This is a genomic window from Roseobacter sp. HKCCD6576-2, from assembly GCF_013179285.1.
GTDB lineage: Bacteria > Pseudomonadota > Alphaproteobacteria > Rhodobacterales > Rhodobacteraceae > Rhodophyticola > Rhodophyticola oceani.
On the sequence record NZ_WVNW01000004.1, the window covers coordinates 1 to 18,148 of the forward strand.

Annotated in this window: 21 protein-coding genes; 8 read left to right on the top strand and 13 right to left on the bottom strand. The window is 60.2% G+C overall.

The annotated features are described in order from the left end of the window. The coding region (locus tag GTF44_RS14630; protein ID WP_171567025.1) for an electron transfer flavoprotein subunit alpha/FixB family protein at window positions 1-683 on the top strand (683 nt) is incomplete at its 5' end. A gap of 52 nt (window positions 684-735) precedes the next feature. Here the strand turns inward: GTF44_RS14630 and GTF44_RS14635 are convergent. Continuing rightward, window positions 736-1,026 (bottom strand): hypothetical protein, encoded by a 291-nt coding sequence (locus tag GTF44_RS14635; RefSeq protein ID WP_171561085.1) that lies wholly within the window; start codon window positions 1,024-1,026, stop codon window positions 736-738. Between the two features lie 135 nt (window positions 1,027-1,161). Here GTF44_RS14635 and GTF44_RS14640 point away from each other — a divergent pair, with 135 nt between their 5' ends. Next, a complete protein-coding gene (locus tag GTF44_RS14640) occupies window positions 1,162-2,037 on the top strand; it encodes a 3-hydroxybutyryl-CoA dehydrogenase (RefSeq protein WP_171560514.1) in 876 nt (291 codons plus the stop codon). 33 nt (window positions 2,038-2,070) lie between these two features. Here the strand turns inward: GTF44_RS14640 and GTF44_RS14645 are convergent, their stop codons facing one another. The 7 genes from GTF44_RS14645 to GTF44_RS14675 form a co-directional block, all read right to left on the bottom strand. Next, window positions 2,071-2,901 (bottom strand): lysophospholipid acyltransferase family protein, encoded by an 831-nt coding sequence (locus GTF44_RS14645; protein WP_171560590.1) that lies wholly within the window; start codon window positions 2,899-2,901, stop codon window positions 2,071-2,073. A gap of 102 nt (window positions 2,902-3,003) precedes the next feature. After that, entirely contained in the window at window positions 3,004-3,285 is a 282-nt protein-coding gene (locus GTF44_RS14650; RefSeq protein WP_145214883.1) for an HPr family phosphocarrier protein, read from the bottom strand. Then, window positions 3,282-3,674, bottom strand: coding sequence for a PTS sugar transporter subunit IIA (locus GTF44_RS14655; RefSeq protein ID WP_145214881.1), 393 nt, complete (start codon window positions 3,672-3,674; stop codon window positions 3,282-3,284). The genes GTF44_RS14650 and GTF44_RS14655 overlap by 4 nt, the downstream gene beginning before the upstream one ends. A 16-nt stretch (window positions 3,675-3,690) precedes the next feature. Then, window positions 3,691-4,614: an RNase adapter RapZ gene (gene rapZ / locus GTF44_RS14660; protein WP_171560511.1), complete on the bottom strand. Its 924-nt coding sequence runs from the start codon at window positions 4,612-4,614 to the stop codon at window positions 3,691-3,693. 34 nt (window positions 4,615-4,648) lie between these two features. Further along, entirely contained in the window at window positions 4,649-5,131 is a 483-nt protein-coding gene (locus tag GTF44_RS14665) for an HPr kinase/phosphorylase (protein ID WP_171560509.1), read from the bottom strand. A 3-nt stretch (window positions 5,132-5,134) separates the two neighbouring features. After that, complete coding sequence (locus GTF44_RS14670) at window positions 5,135-6,865, bottom strand: sensor histidine kinase (RefSeq protein ID WP_171560506.1); 1,731 nt, start codon at window positions 6,863-6,865, stop codon at window positions 5,135-5,137. After that, on the bottom strand, window positions 6,866-7,567 hold the full coding sequence (locus GTF44_RS14675) for a response regulator transcription factor (RefSeq protein WP_145214869.1): 702 nt from the start codon (window positions 7,565-7,567) through the stop codon (window positions 6,866-6,868). A 303-nt stretch (window positions 7,568-7,870) separates the two neighbouring features. Between GTF44_RS14675 and GTF44_RS14680 the strand changes: the two genes are divergently transcribed. Together GTF44_RS14680 and GTF44_RS14685 are read left to right on the top strand one after the other, a co-directional pair. Then, window positions 7,871-9,469, top strand: coding sequence for a phosphoenolpyruvate carboxykinase (locus GTF44_RS14680; protein ID WP_171560503.1), 1,599 nt, complete (start codon window positions 7,871-7,873; stop codon window positions 9,467-9,469). Between the two features lie 14 nt (window positions 9,470-9,483). Continuing rightward, complete coding sequence (locus GTF44_RS14685) at window positions 9,484-10,011, top strand: DUF3859 domain-containing protein (RefSeq protein ID WP_171560500.1); 528 nt, start codon at window positions 9,484-9,486, stop codon at window positions 10,009-10,011. Here the strand turns inward: GTF44_RS14685 and GTF44_RS14690 are convergent. Both GTF44_RS14690 and GTF44_RS14695 read right to left on the bottom strand, forming a co-directional pair. After that, the gene (locus tag GTF44_RS14690) at window positions 10,008-11,063 is read right to left on the bottom strand and encodes a TauD/TfdA family dioxygenase (RefSeq protein WP_171560497.1); all 1,056 of its coding nucleotides are present in this window, start codon (window positions 11,061-11,063) and stop codon (window positions 10,008-10,010) included. The two genes, GTF44_RS14685 and GTF44_RS14690, sit on opposite strands and share 4 nt — an antisense overlap. 25 nt (window positions 11,064-11,088) lie before the next feature. Further along, window positions 11,089-11,859 carry a sulfite exporter TauE/SafE family protein gene (locus GTF44_RS14695; protein WP_171560495.1) on the bottom strand — a complete coding sequence of 257 codons (771 nt, stop codon included), beginning with the start codon at window positions 11,857-11,859 and terminating at the stop codon, window positions 11,089-11,091. A 155-nt stretch (window positions 11,860-12,014) separates the two neighbouring features. Between GTF44_RS14695 and GTF44_RS14700 the strand changes: the two genes are divergently transcribed. The 3 genes from GTF44_RS14700 to GTF44_RS14710 all read left to right on the top strand — a co-directional run bounded on the left by GTF44_RS14700 (window position 12,015) and on the right by GTF44_RS14710 (window position 15,415). Continuing rightward, window positions 12,015-13,706, top strand: a complete 1,692-nt coding sequence (locus tag GTF44_RS14700; RefSeq protein WP_171560493.1) for an acyl-CoA dehydrogenase family protein — start codon at window positions 12,015-12,017, stop codon at window positions 13,704-13,706. 103 nt (window positions 13,707-13,809) lie between these two features. Further along, window positions 13,810-14,928, top strand: coding sequence for an ATP-binding protein (locus GTF44_RS14705; protein WP_171560490.1), 1,119 nt, complete (start codon window positions 13,810-13,812; stop codon window positions 14,926-14,928). Between the two features lie 106 nt (window positions 14,929-15,034). Further along, window positions 15,035-15,415, top strand: a complete 381-nt coding sequence (locus GTF44_RS14710) for an META domain-containing protein (RefSeq protein ID WP_171560487.1) — start codon at window positions 15,035-15,037, stop codon at window positions 15,413-15,415. Here the strand turns inward: GTF44_RS14710 and recO are convergent. After that, window positions 15,412-16,140, bottom strand: coding sequence for a DNA repair protein RecO (recO, locus tag GTF44_RS14715; protein ID WP_171560588.1), 729 nt, complete (start codon window positions 16,138-16,140; stop codon window positions 15,412-15,414). The genes GTF44_RS14710 and recO overlap by 4 nt on opposite strands. Window positions 16,141-16,204: 64 nt before the next feature. Here recO and GTF44_RS14720 point away from each other — a divergent pair, with 64 nt between their 5' ends. Further along, window positions 16,205-16,819: a Pr6Pr family membrane protein gene (locus GTF44_RS14720; RefSeq protein ID WP_171560485.1), complete on the top strand. Its 615-nt coding sequence runs from the start codon at window positions 16,205-16,207 to the stop codon at window positions 16,817-16,819. On the opposite strand, the gene GTF44_RS14725 is transcribed toward GTF44_RS14720, so the two are convergent. Continuing rightward, complete coding sequence (locus tag GTF44_RS14725; protein WP_171560482.1) at window positions 16,816-17,148, bottom strand: DUF1491 family protein; 333 nt, start codon at window positions 17,146-17,148, stop codon at window positions 16,816-16,818. The two genes, GTF44_RS14720 and GTF44_RS14725, sit on opposite strands and share 4 nt — an antisense overlap. Then, a complete protein-coding gene (gene era / locus GTF44_RS14730) occupies window positions 17,145-18,050 on the bottom strand; it encodes a GTPase Era (protein ID WP_171560480.1) in 906 nt (301 codons plus the stop codon). Before era ends, GTF44_RS14725 begins: the two co-directional genes overlap by 4 nt. Window positions 18,051-18,148 lie beyond the last annotated feature (98 nt).

Consider the following 18,148-nt stretch of genomic DNA (forward strand, 5'->3'; position numbering starts at 1 on the left):
ATTACAGCCACATCACCGCGCCGGCGACGACGGATGCGAAAAACATCATGCCGCGCGTCGCCGCGCTGCTTGATGTGATGGTGATCTCGGACGCCACCGCCGTTGTGGATGCGGACACCTTTGAACGCCCGATCTATGCCGGCAATGCGATCCAGACGGTGAAATCCTCGGATGCGACCAAGGTTGTGACCTTCCGGACCTCGACCTTCGATGCGGCCGCCACAGGTGGCAGCGCGGCAGTCGAGATGATCGGCGCGGCCGGTGATCCGGGCCTGTCATCTTGGGTTGAGGACAAAGTGGCCGAAAGCGACCGACCCGAACTGACCTCGGCAGGGATTGTGGTCTCCGGCGGGCGCGGCGTGGGCTCGGAAGAGCAGTTTGCGATCATCGAAGGCTTGGCCGACAAGCTGGGCGCGGCGGTTGGCGCGTCTCGCGCGGCAGTCGACAGCGGCTATGCGCCGAACGATTGGCAGGTTGGCCAGACCGGCAAGGTCGTGGCGCCCCAGCTTTACATCGCGGTCGGCATCTCGGGGGCGATCCAGCACCTGGCGGGGATGAAAGACAGTAAGGTCATCGTCGCGATCAACAAAGACGAAGAGGCGCCGATCTTCCAGGTCGCCGATTACGGCCTCGTCGCGGACCTGTTCGATGCGGTGCCAGAACTGACCGAAAAACTCGGCTAGGCGCTGCAAATCACTTATTGCGAAGGCCCGCTGATATCTCGGCGGGCCTTTTTTAATTGGAGTTTTGCTCTACCAAATTGTGCAAGACATTTCGCCATTTGCTCATCGGCTTGTCGCCCCAAGGCAAGAGCCGCGCCGCCGCCTTCCGCCTAAAGACCTTGCCGCGCGTTGAGGTCTTATGCTCCACCTTGCCAGTGGCCAAAATGCTTAGAGACAGCCAGACAGAGACCATGTCTTCTAGCATCTCATGAGTCATAAACAGCGGATCGCCCCTCAGATCACGAATGTCATAGTCACCTTCGGGAAGGCGGCCCCAAGTTCGGTGCAAATCGGAGCGGCGCACGCGCGCGAGGCGCTAGATTTCAGAGTTCACCACAACCTCGTCTATCGCTGAATTTGCCGCGCCTCTTGGGCCTTGTGTGCGAGGCTTGGCGAGGCCTATGGTGCGGCGGAAATCGGGCGCAAAAGGATGCCGAGCATGGATATTCAGAAGATCGGAATTGTGGGCGCAGGGCAGATGGGCAACGGCATCGCCCATGTCTGTGCGCTTGCAGGCTATGACGTTGTTCTGAATGATATTTCCCAAGATATGCTGGATAAGGCTGTGGCCCTGGTCGACCGCAATCTTGATCGGCAGGTGAGCCGTGAAAAGATCAGCGCTGACGACAAGGCCGCCGCGATGGGACGGATTTCAACCACCCTTGTTCTCAAGGAGTTGGGTCCGTCGGATTTGATCATCGAGGCCGCAACCGAACGTGAGACCGTCAAACAGGCCATTTTCGAAGACCTTCTACCGCATCTCAAGCCAGATACAATTCTGACTTCGAACACGTCTTCGATCTCAATCACGCGTCTGGCCAGCCGGACCGACCGGCCCGAGAAATTCATGGGATTCCATTTCATGAACCCCGTGCCGGTGATGCAACTGGTGGAGTTGATCCGCGGGATCGCCACCGATGAAGAGACGTTCAAAGCCTGCAAAGCAGTAGTCGATAAGCTTGGCAAAACGGCTGCGACCGCCGAAGACTTCCCAGCCTTCATCGTCAATCGCATCTTGATGCCGATGATCAACGAGGCGGTCTATACACTCTACGAGGGGGTCGGATCGGTTCAATCCATCGACAGTTCCATGAAATTGGGTGCGAACCATCCTATGGGGCCGCTGGAATTGGCGGATTTCATCGGGCTCGATACCTGCCTGGCGATCATGAATGTGCTGCATGACGGGCTGGCGGATACGAAGTATCGGCCCTGCCCCCTGCTCACGAAATATGTCGAAGCCGGTTGGCTGGGCCGCAAGACCGAGCGCGGGTTCTATGACTATCGCGGTGACACCCCCGTGCCGACACGCTGAGCGTTTCGACGAACGCCTGTACAATCCTTAATGCTAGGCGTCGGGATTATCTTTCAGAGACAGAGTGTGCTCACGCAACCAGGCCATGAATTGCCGCGGGTTGCCGATACGCGGCTCCCAATCCTTAGGCGTGAGCGGTCTGCCAATGATTGGCGCTTGCGGCTTGTCGAACGAATGCACCACCTCGTGGATCAGCAAACCCTGGCGCAACACCGGCGAGATCCGATTGGCAATCTGGTACCAACGTGAGTTCGCCCCCTGGAAAAAGCACGGCACGATGGTGGCACCCGATTTCCGGATCATCTTAGCTGTGAACACATTCCACTCCGCCTCAATCGCCGGGCCAAACATCGTCTCGGATGTCGCCACGACGCCGGATGGGAACAGTGCAATGAGTCCGTTTTGCGCCAGATGATCCATTGCGCGGCCACGCATTTCGATCATCTTGCTCTGTGCTTCGGGCTCGTGCGGGAATGGCACCGCAATCATATAGCTGGCCGCGCTTTCGTCGATCCCGGTCAGGATCGACCGGCTGAGAATGCGGTAATCCGTGCGGCGGCGGCCAATCAAATCGGCCAAAATCATCCCATCAACCAACCCGTGCGGGTGATTGGCGACAAACACGACCGGGCCATCGGTTGGAATGTGGTCAAGCTGCGCCTGCGGGGTTTGCAGATCGATGCCCATCGCCTTCATCGTGGCGGGCCAAAACGCCTGCCCGACGGGGGCGCCTTGGCGTTCGAACTGCCGCACCCGACGGATGATCGGGATTTTGCCCGTCATCCATTCGATGGCTTTGATCGTGTGCTGCGTCCAGACCGTGTCGAAACTGTTGGCATAGGTCAGGCTACGCCGGTCATACATAGCAGGCGATTGCCGATCCACAGGTCGGTTTCTAGGTTTCACACTGGGCGTGGTGATATCCGTCAACGCACCCTGTCCCCTCGGGTTACCCTCGACACGGGGTCAGTTGCCTTCGCCAAACTTGTCGGCCACCAGAGCCTCCAACGCATCAGCCAACGCCTCTGCATCCGTGCCAGATGTCTCGACCTCAATAGAGGTTCCAAGCGAAGCTGCCAACATTAAAAGCCCCATAATCGAATCTCCGGCGGCACTTAGCCCATCGCGCCGCACTGTCGCTTGAGCATCAAAGTCTTCTACCACCTCAACAAATTTGGCGGAAGCCCGGGCATGTAAGCCTTTAACATTCACGATCTCCAAATCACGGATCACGGGCTCTGCTGTCATTCCGGCGCTCCGTCGAAGCTGTCAATATAGCGCCGACCGGCCTCCGCCGCGCGACTGACGGCAAGCTCTACCGGTAGATGACGGGATTTGGCCAGCTTTATCAGCATGGGCAGATTGACACCGGTCAGGATTTTGCGGTTTTGCGGGCGGCACGCCCTGAGCGAAAGGTTCGAAGGAGAGCCGCCATACATGTCGGTCACCACGACGACACCGTCTCCGGTATCGACCTGATCGGCGGCGTCACAAATCTCGCGCGTGCGACTGGCGCGGTCGTCATCGGCCCCGATGGGAATCGCGATCATCTCCGGCTGTTGGCCCACCACATGCTCGGTCGCTTTCATCAGCTCCCGTGCCAGGCCCCCATGTGCGACGATAACGATACCGATCAACTGTGCTCTTCCCGGCTCATGGCGTCTGAACCACGCCTCGCCTCTCCAATTCCCGATGTCTTTTAGACACCTGCCACCCGGCGCGCGCAAGATGGGCGCTCAGATTTTCGGCCATTGCGACAGATCGGTGTTGCCCGCCGGTACAGCCGAACGCAACCGTGAGGTGGCTCTTGCCCTCTTCGCGATAGGCGGGAAGCAGGGTTTCGATCAGTTGCGTCACCTGAGCGGCGAAAGCCGGAAAGCGGGGATCCTCGGCGATATACCCGGCCACTGCCGGATCGCGACCATCGATCGCGCGCAGGCGATCTTCCCAATATGGATTGCGCAGAAAGCGGCAATCAAACACCAGGTCCGCCCCGGTCGGCAGCCCGCGCTTGTAGGAAAAGGATTGCACCGAAAGCGCTAGGTTTTGCTGGCCTCCTGCCGTGAACCAGCGGTTAATCTCCGCCCTGAGGTCATGGGGTGTCATCTCGGAGGTGTCGATCAAGATACCCGCGCGGGCGCGTACCGGGGCCAGGAGATCTTGCTCCAGCTTGATCCCCAGCATCGGCTGATCTTCGGGCGCCAAAGGGTGGCGGCGGCGGGTCTCGGAATATCGGCGCTCAAGCACATCCGCTGCGCAGTCGAGATAGACCAAATCGGCGAGGATATCTGGGTCGGAGGAGAGGCGGTCAACCGCCGCAATCAAAGCTTGGGCGCTGTAATCACGGTTGCGTGTATCCGTTCCCAACGCCAGGGGACGGGTGATCGGCGGGCCTTCGAGAAGCCGGGGCAGCAAGCTGAGCGGCAGATTATCGATCGCTTCAAAGCCTAAATCCTCCAGGGCACGAATCGCCGTCGAACGACCCGCCCCCGACGGGCCGGAGACGAAAACAACCCGGGTGCCATCCTCGCCGGTGGGCGCGGCACTGTCAGAACGGGTGCGGTCGGGGTCGATCATTGGTTTTGGCCTCGTGGGAGTTGTGGTGTCTCGGTCATTCTACGCGCCCGCCGCGCAGATATTGGATCAGCACCGCCCAAAGCATCGGCTGACCGGCACCTTGTATCAACTCCGCCGTTGCCCCCGCCCAAGCAACCTTGCGTCGCGGCGGCAAGCGGGCCGGTTCGGGCCGATCCAAATCAACCGCCAGCCGCAGCGGTAACGGACCCGGGGCGAGCGTGGCAGCGAGAAGGCCGACGTTCCGCGCCTCGATCAACGGCGGCGTCGTATCGGGCCGATGCATCAGCAGCCTTCCATCTTCGGCCGTCAATCGCACGCCATCATCGGCAAACAGCTGTGCGCCATGCGCCATCAGAGACAAGGCCAAAGCGGATTTTCCGGTGCCAGATGTGCCGAGCAACAAAAGCCCCCGCCCATCAAAACTCACTGCAGACCCATGGCAATGAAGATGCGTGTCAAACGTCGTCCCGAACTCTTCCAGCGGGCGGATGAGCGGATCGCTTGCGCCCGCCTCCATCGATCAGACCGGGAGACCAACCACGAAACGGGCGCCAAGCGGCTCGGAGGTGACCTCGGCGTCTGTGGGACGGATGTTTTCGGCCCAGATCACACCGCCATGGGCCTCCACAATCTGCTTCGAAATCGCCAAACCAAGGCCCGAATGATCGCCGAATTGCTGCACCGGGCGCTCGGAATAGAACCGATTGAACACTTTGGTCAGCGCCTCTTCCGGGATGCCGGGGCCGGTATCTTCGACCACGATCAACACCCGATTTTGCCGCTTGCGCGCCCAAAGGCGGACGGCATCCCCAGCTTCGCAGAACGAGATCGCATTGCCGATCAGATTGACGAAGACCTGCGCGAGCCGGGCCTCTAGACCGTTGATCACGATCGGTTCGTCGGGCAAGTCGGCAATGAAATCCACATCGATCTTGTCGGCTTCTTCGCGATGATATGTGCTCAGATTGCCCAACATCCGCACAAGATCGAATTCTTCCTCCTCCTCCTTCACCAGCTCACTATCAAGCCGCGAGGCGTTGGAGATATCGCTCACCAATCGGTCAAGCCGCTTCACGTCATGTTCGATGACCTCGAGCAGGCGATTGCGTTGATCTTCGGTCCGGGCAACCCGCATGGTGCCCACGGCGGATTGCAGAGATGCGAGCGGATTCTTGATCTCGTGCGACACGTCGGCAGCGAATTGTTCGTTGCTATCAATCCGATCGTAAAGCGCGCCGACCATGCCACGTAGCGCACCCGACAACCGCCCAATCTCGTCAGGCCGGCCCGTCAGATCGGGGATACGTACGCGGGTCGGGCTCATTTTGCGGGCATTTTTATCTCTGCCCAACTCGGCCGCTGCGGAGAGGTCGGACAGCGGGTTGGCGATGGTCGAGGCCAAGACCAGACCCAAACCGAAAGAAACCAAGAGCGCGATGAGGAACATCTGCAAAAGCTGCTCCCGCTCCACCCGCACCAGCTGATCAATCTCGCCCGCGGCTGTGGTCATCGCCAAAACGCCAACCATCCCGGTGTTGCCCTGGATCGGGGTGGCGGCAGTATAAACCGTGCCCCCCAGATTGGTGCCCCGCCGAATGACCGTGCCGCCCCGCAACGCGTCATCCAACAACACGCGGGCCATTTCCTCTTGATTGATCACGGTCTCGGGCATCTCTCTGCCCGACAGGACAGTCGCAATCCCTTCCCAAACCGCGTTCAGGAAATTTGTGACCAACAACGTGCGGCCTTGGCCTTCATCCAACCCTTGTATCGGACGTACCGGATTTCGGGCGACGGTATCGGTCGAGGCGACCAAGACACCCGATGGAGCATAAACAAAGACATTAACGCCTTGGGTCAGGCCGACGCGCGACAGAACTTCTTGCGGATCGATCCCATCACCCGTGATCAGATCGGTCGGCGCGTTGCGCGGTAGGCTGGCTTCGAAGACATCTGCAACCAACTGCGCCTCGAGAGCGAGCGCGCGTTCGCGCTGCAGCACAAGACTGTCACGGAACGGGTTGAGATAGAGCACACCCGCGACCAAAATAACGATGGCCAACAGATTGAAGATGATAATCTTCCGTGCCAGCGGCGACCGGTTCAATGTGAACCAGCCGCGCCGTTGCCGTGCTGCCCGCAATTCGGCTTCGACCGCGCCTTGCGGTCGATCCCAATCTTCACCCAACACGATATCGGCCCGGTCACGTGCCCGGCGGTTGGTCATGGAGAGGTCCGAAGCCAGAGTCATCTACTCTTCGTTGTACCGGTAGCCGATGCCGTACAGTGTTTCGATGGCCGAGAAATCATTATCGGCCTGGCGCATCTTCTTGCGCAGGCGTTTGATATGGCTGTCGATAGTCCGATCATCCACATAGACTTGCTCGTCATAGGCCACGTCCATCAGTTGATCGCGTGACTTCACGAACCCGGGCCGTTGCGCCAAAGCCTGAAGTAGCAAGAACTCGGTCACCGTCAGTGACACGTCTTTGCCTTTCCAGGTCACCGCGTGACGAAGCGGATCCATCGACAACTCGCCACGGGTCAGCACTTGGCTTTCCTCTGGCGTATCGGTGGCATCGGAGGCGATGGCGTCCTGCCGCCGCAGGATCGAGCGAATGCGCTCCACCAACAAGCGCTGCGAGAACGGTTTCTTGACGTAGTCGTCGGCCCCCATGCGCAGGCCCATCAACTCGTCAATCTCGTCATCTTTCGAGGTGAGAAAAATCACCGGCACCTTGGACTTCTGGCGCAGACGCTGAAGCAGGTCCATGCCGTCCATCCGGGGCATCTTAATGTCGAGAACGGCCAGTTCCGGCATCCGCCGGGTAAACGCATCAAGCGCGCTCTGACCATCATTGTATGTTTCAACCTCAAACCCTTCTGCCTCAAGGGTCATGGAAACGGAGGTCAGGATATTCCTGTCGTCATCGACAAGTGCGATCCGTGACATGCTGTCATCCTTATTACTGCTCGGTTTGCCTTATTTTTTCCTTATTGTCGGGTTTTCCCGCTTTAGAATCAATCTTTAACTTGCGAATCGCTCTGTTGATTCGCCTCAACCAGGGCCTTTTCGGCACGAAAGCGGCCCGATTGATGCAAAAATGTTTCGCTTTGGTTGCGCTAACTGTGCTCTTGCGTCCTGTTCATACGCAAAAACGTCATGTTATACGGGCCTCGCATCGGAGGGCCGACGCCCAACCCGATGCGGGATTTCCACCCTGGGACCGGGCTGATCCGGGCAAGGAGCTAGCTAATGACAATTGGACGCGTGAACCCAGCTGAGACGCTGGACCAGCAAGGCATCACCGGGCTGGGCACGGTCTATTATAACCTGCTGGAGCCCGCGTTGATCGAAGCGGCGCTGAAACGCGACGAGGGCACACTGGGCCAGGGCGGCACCTTTCTTGTGACAACCGGCAAACACACAGGCCGGTCGCCAAAGGACAAATTCGTCGTCCGCACGCCAAGCGTCGAAGATACGATCTGGTGGGAGAACAACGCGCCGATGGCACCTGAGGCGTTCGACGTTTTGCATGCCGACATGCTGACCCATATGAAGGGCGGCGAGTATTTCGTCCAAGACCTTTATGGCGGCGCTGATCCGGCGCACCGTCTGGATGTCCGCGTTGTGACCGAACTCGCCTGGCATGGGCTGTTCATCCGGCATTTGCTGCGTCGACCAGAAGCAGCGGAACTCGACACGTTCGTGCCGGAATTCACCATCATCAACTGCCCCGGCTTCCAAGCCGATCCCGCGCGCCACGGCTGCCGGAGTGAGACGGTCATCGCGCTGAATTTCGAAAAGAAAATCATCCTGATCGGCGGCACCGCCTATGCCGGGGAGAACAAGAAATCTGTTTTCACCCTGCTCAACTACATCCTGCCGGGCAAAGAGGTGATGCCGATGCATTGCTCCGCCAATCATGCGATCGGCGATCCGGCGGACTCCGCCGTATTCTTCGGCCTAAGCGGCACCGGCAAGACAACGCTGTCCGCCGATCCGTCCCGCACCTTGATCGGCGATGATGAACACGGCTGGTCTGAGACCGGCATCTTCAATTTCGAGGGCGGCTGCTACGCCAAGACAATCAGCCTGAACCCCGAAGCCGAGCCGGAGATTTACGCCACGACGAAGACCTTCGGCACGGTCATCGAGAACATGGTCCATGATCCGGACACGTTCGAGTTGGATTTTGAGGATGACAGCCTAACGGCCAACATGCGTTGCGCCTATCCGTTGCATTACATCTCAAACGCCTCGGATACGGCGCGGGGTGGGCAGCCGAACAACATCATCATGCTCACCTGCGATGCGTTTGGCGTGCTGCCGCCAATTGCGCGGCTGACCCCTGCGCAGGCGATGTATCACTTCCTGTCGGGCTTCACCTCCAAGGTCGCGGGCACCGAGCGGGGCGTGACCGAACCGGAGCCGACCTTCTCCACCTGCTTTGGGGCACCCTTCATGCCGCGCCGCCCCGAGGTATACGGCAACCTGTTGCGCGAGAAGATCGATCAACATGCCGCCACCTGCTGGCTGGTCAATACCGGCTGGACCGGCGGCGCTTATGGCACCGGCTCGCGCATGCCGATCCGCGCCACGCGGGCGCTGCTCTCTGCTGCGCTGGACGGTACGTTGAACAAGGGCGCCTTCCGCCGCGATCCGAATTTCGGCTTCGAAGTGCCGATCAGCGCGCCGGGTGTGGCCGAGGTGCTGCTTGACCCGCGCCGCACTTGGTCGGTCAACGAAGAATACGACGTGCAAGCCGCGAAGCTGGTGCAGATGTTTGCCGACAACTTCGCGCAATACGTCCCGTTCATCGACGATGACGTGAAAGCGGCGGCAATCTCGTGAGGCGCTTGGGGTCGTTGATCCGACCCTTCGCCGTTCTTGCGGCACTGGCCCCCGGGCTGGCGCTGGCGAACCCACAGGTCGGGCCAGGCCTCGCCACGCTTGATTACGGCATTTATTGCGCCGAAACACCAGATATCGTGGAAGAGGCACCGGGAACCGCCTCGGGTGTCATCAACCTCGTCGCGGAGATTCCGGTGCTGCGATGGCGGCAATTGGTCGTGCCGGACGATATCGGCATCGGCTTCGGCGTCATCGTTGAGCCGCATCCCGGCGAAACCTTGGAGCCGGTGATCGTGACCGTGACGCACCCACCTTTCCCCGACAGCGGTATCGAGGTGGAGCAATGGATCACCACCATCGAAAGTGACAGTCAGAGCTTGATGGGGTTCAGCTTCGAGCTACCGGAAGAGCAGGTCCATGGCGAATGGACCTTTAGCGCCAGCTATGAGGGCGAGGAGCTTTATCACATCGCCTTCGAAGTGGTGCCAGGCTCCGCTCTCCCAAACATGGTGATCACCTGCATGGGCGGTGCACTGTCTTAGTCCAAAGGCGCGTGGAGCCGTGTTTCCGCCGTGATGATCCCGCCGCGCGCGCCGATCTCAAGCGATCCATAACGCTCCGCGAAGACCGGCGGCAACGGGCGGTCGCCTGGCAGAGATAGCCAAAGCCGAAAGAGATGCCGCCGCCGCGCCGGTTCCGGCCAATCGGTGAAACCGGTCCGGTCATGCAATTGGCTGTGGTTATAGACAAATTGCATGTCGCCCGGCTCCAACTGCATCCCGAAATTCAGCTCCGGGTCATTGGCCAGGGCATCGAACATATCAAGCGCGGCCACATGCTCCGGTGTTAGCCGCAGCGCACCTTCAAACCGTTGTGCGGAGTCGATATATTGCCGCTGATAAAACACAGTGAGCTTGCCCGCATGCCAGGAGAGCGCCGGGATTTCCATATAGGGTTTCGCACCCTCGGGCACCTCGCCCCGCCGGTCGGTCGCAATCGGCTCGAAAAGACGGCGCAAGAGGTCGGGCCGCTCGGCACGCATCCGGTTATAGATGCTTTCGGCACTCACGAGCAGTGACAGACCGCCCTCTTTCGCCGCATTCAGGCAGAGCAGACCGACGCAATCGGCACTGTCCGTATGAAAGCTTTGCCGTGCCGCCGTTTGGTAAATCCGCACATTTGGATCATTCGCGTCGGCCCCGGTATTGCGCACATGGCCGAGAATATGCCCCGCCGCGTTTTGGGACCGGGCCGAGCCCAAATGCGCACCGATCCCGCAGAAGATCGTTGCGGCCATGCGCTGATCATAGCGCGCGACCGGCAGGCCGCGCAGCACTTCGACACCAACCCCGTGGAGCAGTTTCTCTTTCAGCGCAGCAAGATGATCTGCAAAGGGGCCAAGGGGGAACGCGGCGGCAGTGATCTCCCCCACATCGCGCCCGAGCGCCAGGAAATGCGTGGCCGCCTGTTCCAGATCGGCAATGTCCTCCGGCGAGAGTTCGACAAGCCAGCGCTCCGGCGCTGCGGCCATCTCCGCGCCGAGCCAGGCAGCAGGCCCCTCCAACCGCTTCGGCATATCTTCCAAACGGATCATCACATCACCCTCCCCAGGGGCGACGCTAGCCCATGATCCCGCGCCGCACCAGATTGGCGCCGGCCACCACCAACACGATCAGGGTCGCCTTGCGGAACAGATTCGCATCAAGCCGGTCGCTCAACCAAAACCCCACCTGCATCCCGAGAAAGGCCGGAATGAGCAACGCAGCGGAAAACGGTGCCGTCACCGTGTTCAAGACGCCGGATTGCAGGTGCCCGAGAAAGAGGCTGACCGCGCCCAAACCATAGACCACGCCTTGCACCAACATCTGCTTGGCTTTCGGCGTCTCCAAAGCGATGAGGTAGAGCACCGTCGGCGGTCCCCAGGTGCCGGTCAAGCCGCCGAGCCCACCCGCGAAAAGGCCCACACCCCATTCCGCCGCGAGCCGTCTGTTCTGCGGGATATGGAAGCGGACGCCAAAGAGTTGGATCAGCGATAAGCCCACAACGGGGATGCCCAGAACCAGATACATCACCTGCGTCGGGATGATGGTGACGAATTGCGCCACCACCAAGATCATCACACAGACAATCAGAATGTAGCGCCGGTATTCGAGCACCACGGCCTTGGCTTCGGCCAGGCCGAACCGCATCACCTGTTGGAAATTCGTCATCACAATCGGTAAGACGATGCCCGCGATGGCCAATTGCGGCTCGAGGAAGAGCGAAAGGCCGGAGATCATCACCAAAGGCATCGCAAACCCAACCGCCCCTTTTACGAACCCGGCCACAAAGGTCACGCCCAAAGCCGCCAAGAAGGCCCAAAGCGGCATCAGGTTCAACGTCTCTTGCATATCTGTGTCCCCTTCCTGTCCTTCCTATCGCGTCGCTGCAGCGCAAAACAAGTGAGACATTTTCGGTCTTTTTGCGTGTATATGTTGTATTTTTCTTGCGCTGCATCTGCAAAATGCCTAATTCCAACGCAGACCCGATGCGACCGGAGAGACCCATGCCAGATGATGGACAGCCGATGACCGAGAATGCGACCCAAACCGTGCTTCTGCCCGATCTCTTGACCCTGACGGGCGAGGCCATTCCGCCGGTTGAGGCACTTCTGGCAACCGCCACGGATCGGGTGCGGGAGTTGGTCAGCGCGGAGGGCCGCGTGTCTGGCGCGGCGCTTGAAGCGCATCAGACGGCAGCGCATGGATTGGCTTGGCTGGCAACCTATGTGGAATCGCTGCGTCAGATGCAGGGTTGGGCCCAGAAGCTCTCGGCAGAGGGGCAATTCGGCGAGACCGAGGCACTGATCCATCAGATCGCGTTTGGTGAGTATCTCTGGCAGATCTATGGCGGCATCCCGATGTCTCAGGGGGAGATTCTGCGGATGCAAGACCTGGGGCTCACTCAGGACGATCAGCGCGGCATGATGGCGCCCTCGGTCATGTTGCTTTGCCAGTCCGGCAACACCCAGGCGGCGCGTCTGCGCCTGGTCGAACTGATGCAAGAGCAAGCCGCGAATATCACCTTTGGCGCGACCGGTCTGGATGATGAGCTTGAGATGATCCGCGAGCAATTCCGGCGCTATGCGGTCGAGAAGGTCGAACCCTTCGCCCATGATTGGCATCTCAACGATGAGTTGATCCCGATCGAGGTGATCGAAGAGCTGGCTGAGATGGGCGTTTTCGGCCTGACCATCCCTGAGGAATATGGCGGGTTCGGCCTGTCGAAAGCCTCGATGTGCGTGGTCTCGGAAGAGCTGTCGCGCGGCTATATTGGCGTCGGTTCACTTGGCACACGATCAGAGATCGCGGCGGAACTGATCCTGACCGGCGGCACCGACGCGCAGAAAGCCAAATGGCTCCCGCAAATCGCCAGCGCGGAGACCCTACCGACTGCGGTGTTCACCGAACCCAATACCGGCTCCGACCTCGGCAGCTTGCGCACCCGCGCCGTGAAAGAGGGTGACGATTACCGCGTCACCGGCAACAAGACCTGGATCACCCATGCGGCACGGACCCATGTGATGACGCTTCTGGCCCGGACCGATCCGGAGACCAGCAATTACAAGGGCCTCAGCATGTTCCTGGCAGAAAAGACGCCGGGCGATGATGCGAACCCCTTCCCAACCGAGGGCATGACCGGCGGCGAGATTGAGGTGCTTGGTTATCGCGGGATGAAGGAATACGAGCTTGGTTTCGACAATTTCCATGTGAAGGGCGAGAACCTCCTGGGCGGCGAGGAAGGCATGGGTTTCAAACACCTGATGGAGACCTTTGAGAGCGCTCGGATTCAGACCGCCGCGCGGGCCATTGGTGTGGCACAATCGGCGCTGGATGTGGGCCTGCAATATGCCGAGGACCGCAAGCAATTCGGCAAATCGCTGATCGCCTTCCCGCGCGTTGCCTCGAAACTGGCGATGATGGCGGTGGAGATCATGATCGCGCGGCAGCTCACTTATTTCAGCGCGGCGGAGAAAGACGAAGGCCGCCGCTGCGACCTGGAGGCTGGGATGGCGAAACTGCTTGGCGCGCGGGTGGCCTGGGCCGCAGCGGATAATGCGCTACAAATCCATGGCGGCAATGGTTTTGCGCTGGAATACAAGGTCAGCCGAATCTTGTGTGATGCGCGGATTCTCAACATCTTCGAAGGTGCGGCGGAGATACAGGCGCAAGTCATCGCTCGGCGTTTGCTCGGCTGAGATCTGGGCAGGCAATCGGCCCACCTTCCCCGTCCCAGCGGGTCTGCATTATCCAGGATTATCCACGTTTGGATAACTATCCCATCTGTGATAGTCTTGGATAATGACCAAATCGCATTGGCACTACACCCGCACAGATTTCCTCGACACGGTCTTCACCATGCTGGTCAGCGGCCCGGTGCAGGCGATCTCACTCTTCGGGCCCCGCAGGATCGGCAAAACCCAGTTCCTGCAATATGATCTCGCACCACGGGCCGAGATGTACGGCCACAAAGTCGCCTATGCCTCCTTCTGGCAGATGCCGACCTCGCCACTGGCGATCCTGCTTTACGAATTGGATCAAGCGATCCGCGCCGACCCAATCACCACAAGGCTGGCCCGGGGTACATTGGCCCTCTCTCCGAAACTGCGCCTCCGCGACCCCAGCCGTCGGGGGGAGATCGAAATCGATCTCAGCGATCTGAAAGGCAAAGCGCCTGAGGATCATCTGCTGCTGCTGGATCAGTATTGCGAGAAACTGAGCAACCAGAAACACCCGACGATCCTGCTGTTTGACGAGTTTCAGGAAATTCTGCATGCGCCGGAAGCCAATGCGATCATGGCCGCGCTTCGCACCGCGCTCGACAAACGCAAAACCGGGCTATCGGTCGTGTTTACCGGCTCGTCGCAATCGGGCCTGAAACGAGTCTTCTCGCAACGCGACGCGCCGTTTTTCAACTTCGCGACTGAGATCACTTTGCCGCCCTTGCCGGATGCCTTTGTGACGCAGCAACTCAAAGCGTTTCACGAAACCTATCGCGGGCGGGTCGCCGCGGAGACCGCGCAAGCCGCGTTTGAGGATTTCGACCGCAACCCGTTGATGTTCCAGATTTGGTTGAACGCCCTCCCCCTGAACGGGTTCGATGATGCCGCAGCCCGCGCGCAGGTGACGCAGCAAATGGCGGAAACCGGCGGGTATGATCGGACCTGGCTCGGCCTCAGCCCGATCCAACGGGCGATGCTGAGACTGCTGGCCGAGGACGTCCCGCAGCCGACCGGGCAGCGGGGCCATGATTTTCTGAAGACGTTAACCGGCACGAGCTTTACGACCTCGCAACGCCAAAAGGCGCAAAAGGCCTTGGCCCAGCGCCATCTCATCGACAATTGGCAAGGGCATTGGCATCTGAGCGATCCGCTTCTGAAGGCTTGGGTTTTGGCACGGCCCGACCGAGATTTTACATGATCGCCATTTATCTCAAGAAGGATAATCTCGGATAAATCTTGCCGGCTGGAAATTCCGCCACAACCCGTTTCTTGAAGATCGGGGGGATCTGCTCCAATCTACGCCGATGATCCGCCTCGCCCCCCTCATCGGGCTATCCCTCCTTCTGGCGGCCTGCCAAGACGAAACCGTCTCTGGTTATGCTGGGGGTATCTGGCGTCTGACCGAGATGGCCGGTGACCCCGCGCCGGAAGGCGTGACCTTAGATTTGACCGAACAGGGTCAGATTTCAGGTCAAGCGCCCTGCAACCGCTATAGCGGCCCCCAAAGCGTCCCTTATCCTTGGTTTGAAACCGGCCCTCTGGCAGTGACCCGCAGGGCCTGCGCCGCATTGGATGCCGAACGTCGCTATCTGTCGCTGTTGCAATCCATGAGCTTGGCCGAGGTCGCGGGCGATGTCCTCATCCTTTCCAATGAGGCGGGCGGCGAGCTGGTCTTTGCGCGTTAGGCCGAAGAGTGACGTGCGATCAGGTCAACCAAGCGTTGCCGCGCGGCGGGCATAGGTTTGTCACCAAGCGCCGGGGCCAAATGATGCTCCAAGAAATGCCCAGTGAGGCGCAGACCTTGGTCAATCTCTTCCCGGCTAGCCGGGCCTGATTGCAAGAGGCATGCGGGCAGAGGCAATAGCCGATCCACCCAATCCCCCGCCCCCGCCGCACTCACCGCGCGACCGGTTCGGGGCGAGACATACGCCAAACCATCCCGGGCCCCTGTGACCGCGCAAGAGGACAGATCGAGGGCAAACCCCATCTCCCCCAACAGCGCCATTTCCCAACCCAGATAGGCCTGCGCCCAGTTCTCGGCCCCCAACCCATCAAGCAGTGCCACAGACCGCGCATAAAGCGCCGGATGCGGCGCGCGTTCCGGCAAGGTGAAAGACAAAAGCGCACAAACCGACGCAAGGCCAGCCAGCGCCACCCGATCCGCCAGCGCCTCAGCGGCGCGGGTTTTCAACGGTTCGACCGTGAAGGCGCCCAAATGCGCCTCAAGCCGCGCCCGCCAAGTGACATCGAGCTGCGCGCCGGGCTGCAGGATCGGCGTCATCCGACGCGACGCCCCGCCGCGCACCACGCCCGCATAGCGCCCGTACTCGGGCGTAAACATCTCGATGATCGCTGCGTTTTCGCCATGCGGTCGGACCGCCAACAAAACACCTTCGTCGCGCCATTCCATGCGGATCATCTTCCACGCGGCGCGGCGGTTGTCCATCACCACGCCGCCGTGGCACCTTACGCGCATGCCAAACCACACCAGCAGACTGGCTCGAGGATGCGCCGCCCTGATCGCACTGGTGGCTTTGGCCGCTTTGATCTTGCAGACACCGGTTTTGATGGAACTTAGCGACACCTCTCTCGCCGCAACTTTGTGGGAGATGCCAAGGTATTTCACCAATCTGACCAATGCTCTGGTCGTCCTTACCCTTGGCAGTCTCGCCCTGGGCCGCGGACCGGTTCGCCCCGTTTGGCTGGCCGCGCTGACCGCATCAATGGTTTTGGTCGGCGCGGTCTATCACCTGCTTTTGGCACATCTCTGGAACCCGCAAGGTCTGCATTTCTGGACCGATCAGGCGTTGCATAGCGCCGTACCTTTGGGGCTGGGTGTTTGGTGGTTGGCCTATGCACCCAAATCCACCTTGTCGCTCCGCAGCCTTCCAGCCTTTGCGATCTGGCCCGCGATTTATGCGGTCTATGCCCTGATCCGCGGGGCGTTGGACGGGATGTACCCATACCCCTTCCTCAATCCGATCGAGTTGGGCTTTGGGCAAGTTGCGCTCAATCTGTTTGGCCTCTTGCTGGCGATCCTAGCTACCGGTGCTGTGATGATCGGGATCGCAAAGGCAACGCGGCGCTAGGCCAGGCCCTCTTCTTCGAGCAGATGCCGCCCGGCGCGATCTTCGACCTCGATCACCCAAAGATCAGGGTCGAAGCTCTTCTGTCGCTCAATCGCGGCGTCCACATCCGCCTCCACACCCTCGGCCAGCGTGACCCAAGCACGTTCGCCAGTCATCAGATCGAAACTGCGTTGAAAGGCCCACGCCTGGCCGTTGAGCGGGTTTAGCTTCACCAAAACGGCACCCGCGGTCAGATCGCCCTTGGTGGTCACAAAAGCGGGGATGTCGGCCAGTCTGAGCCGGGCCAGATAGGCCTGTACCCAGAACTCCGCCGTCAGCCGGGGGGTCATGCGCCGTCCTTGAAATCCAGACCCATCTCAGAATAGCGCTCGGCCTCGTCCAGCCAATTGGGCCGAACCTTCACCTGCAAAAACAGATGCACACGGCGGCCTAGGAACTCTTCCAATTCCTCCCGCGCGGCCTTGCTGACGCTCTTGATCGTCTCGCCCTTGTTGCCCAGCACGATGCCCTTGTGGCCATCGCGCGCGACATAGACGATCTGCTCAATCCGGGCGGAGCCATCTTTGCGCTCCTCCCAGCTCTCGGTTTCCACGGTGAGTTGATAGGGCAGTTCCTGATGCAAGCGCAGGGTCAGCTTCTCCCGCGTCATCTCAGCCGCAATCATCCGCATCGGCAGATCGGCAATTTGATCCTCGGGATAAAGCCATGGGCCCTCGGGCACGACCTCGGCCAGCCACTCGCGCAAGTCCTCAACGCCGTGACCCTTCTCGGCGGAGATCAAAAAGGTCCTCTCAAACGCGAAGGCCGCATTCATTTTCTCGGTCAACGCCAGAAGCACTTCTGCTTTCACCCGATCAATCTTGTTGATCGCCAGCGCCACCCGGCGGCCCTCGGCCCGCTCGGCCAATCCATCGAGAATAGCCTGGACGCCTTCGGTTAACCCGCGATGCGCCTCGATCAGAAGCACAACCACATCCGCATCTGCCGCCCCCGACCAGGCCGCGGCCACCATGGCACGGTCCAATCGTCTGCGCGGGCGGAACAGGCCGGGCGTATCGACAAAGACAATCTGGCTCTCGCCCGCCATCGCCACACCGCGGATGCGCGCGCGCGTGGTCTGAACCTTGTGGGTCACGATCGAGACCTTTGCCCCAACCATTCGGTTCAGAAGCGTCGACTTGCCCGCATTGGGTTCGCCAATCAAAGCAACAAATCCGGCGCTTTTCGTCATTTGTCTTTCCTCAATCTACGCGGTCGGGGTCCAGCGCGGCCCGGAAAACACCCGTTTTCCGCCCGTTTTCTTCGAAGAAAACGGCCCCCGGACGCGGC

Bases quoted from the DNA above. Each gene is read 5' to 3' on its own strand.
- rapZ (WP_171560511.1), bottom strand. From the start codon at position 4,614: ATGATCGACCCCGACCGCACCCGTTCTGACAGTGCCGCGCCCACCGGC.
- recO (WP_171560588.1), bottom strand. From the start codon at position 16,140: ATGGAATGGCGCGACGAAGGTGTTTTGTTGGCGGTCCGACCGCATGGC.
- GTF44_RS14680 (WP_171560503.1), top strand. From the start codon at position 7,871: ATGACAATTGGACGCGTGAACCCAGCTGAGACGCTGGACCAGCAAGGC.
- GTF44_RS14700 (WP_171560493.1), top strand. From the start codon at position 12,015: ATGCCAGATGATGGACAGCCGATGACCGAGAATGCGACCCAAACCGTG.
- GTF44_RS14720 (WP_171560485.1), top strand. From the start codon at position 16,205: ATGCCAAACCACACCAGCAGACTGGCTCGAGGATGCGCCGCCCTGATC.
- GTF44_RS14640 (WP_171560514.1), top strand. From the start codon at position 1,162: ATGGATATTCAGAAGATCGGAATTGTGGGCGCAGGGCAGATGGGCAAC.
- era (WP_171560480.1), bottom strand. From the start codon at position 18,050: ATGACGAAAAGCGCCGGATTTGTTGCTTTGATTGGCGAACCCAATGCG.
- GTF44_RS14705 (WP_171560490.1), top strand. From the start codon at position 13,810: ATGACCAAATCGCATTGGCACTACACCCGCACAGATTTCCTCGACACG.
- GTF44_RS14690 (WP_171560497.1), bottom strand. From the start codon at position 11,063: ATGATCCGTTTGGAAGATATGCCGAAGCGGTTGGAGGGGCCTGCTGCC.
- GTF44_RS14725 (WP_171560482.1), bottom strand. From the start codon at position 17,148: ATGACCCCCCGGCTGACGGCGGAGTTCTGGGTACAGGCCTATCTGGCC.
- GTF44_RS14675 (WP_145214869.1), bottom strand. From the start codon at position 7,567: ATGTCACGGATCGCACTTGTCGATGACGACAGGAATATCCTGACCTCC.
- GTF44_RS14665 (WP_171560509.1), bottom strand. From the start codon at position 5,131: ATGGAGGCGGGCGCAAGCGATCCGCTCATCCGCCCGCTGGAAGAGTTC.
- GTF44_RS14670 (WP_171560506.1), bottom strand. From the start codon at position 6,865: ATGACTCTGGCTTCGGACCTCTCCATGACCAACCGCCGGGCACGTGAC.
- GTF44_RS14650 (WP_145214883.1), bottom strand. From the start codon at position 3,285: ATGACAGCAGAGCCCGTGATCCGTGATTTGGAGATCGTGAATGTTAAA.
- GTF44_RS14645 (WP_171560590.1), bottom strand. From the start codon at position 2,901: ATGTATGACCGGCGTAGCCTGACCTATGCCAACAGTTTCGACACGGTC.
- GTF44_RS14710 (WP_171560487.1), top strand. From the start codon at position 15,035: ATGATCCGCCTCGCCCCCCTCATCGGGCTATCCCTCCTTCTGGCGGCC.
- GTF44_RS14695 (WP_171560495.1), bottom strand. From the start codon at position 11,859: ATGCAAGAGACGTTGAACCTGATGCCGCTTTGGGCCTTCTTGGCGGCT.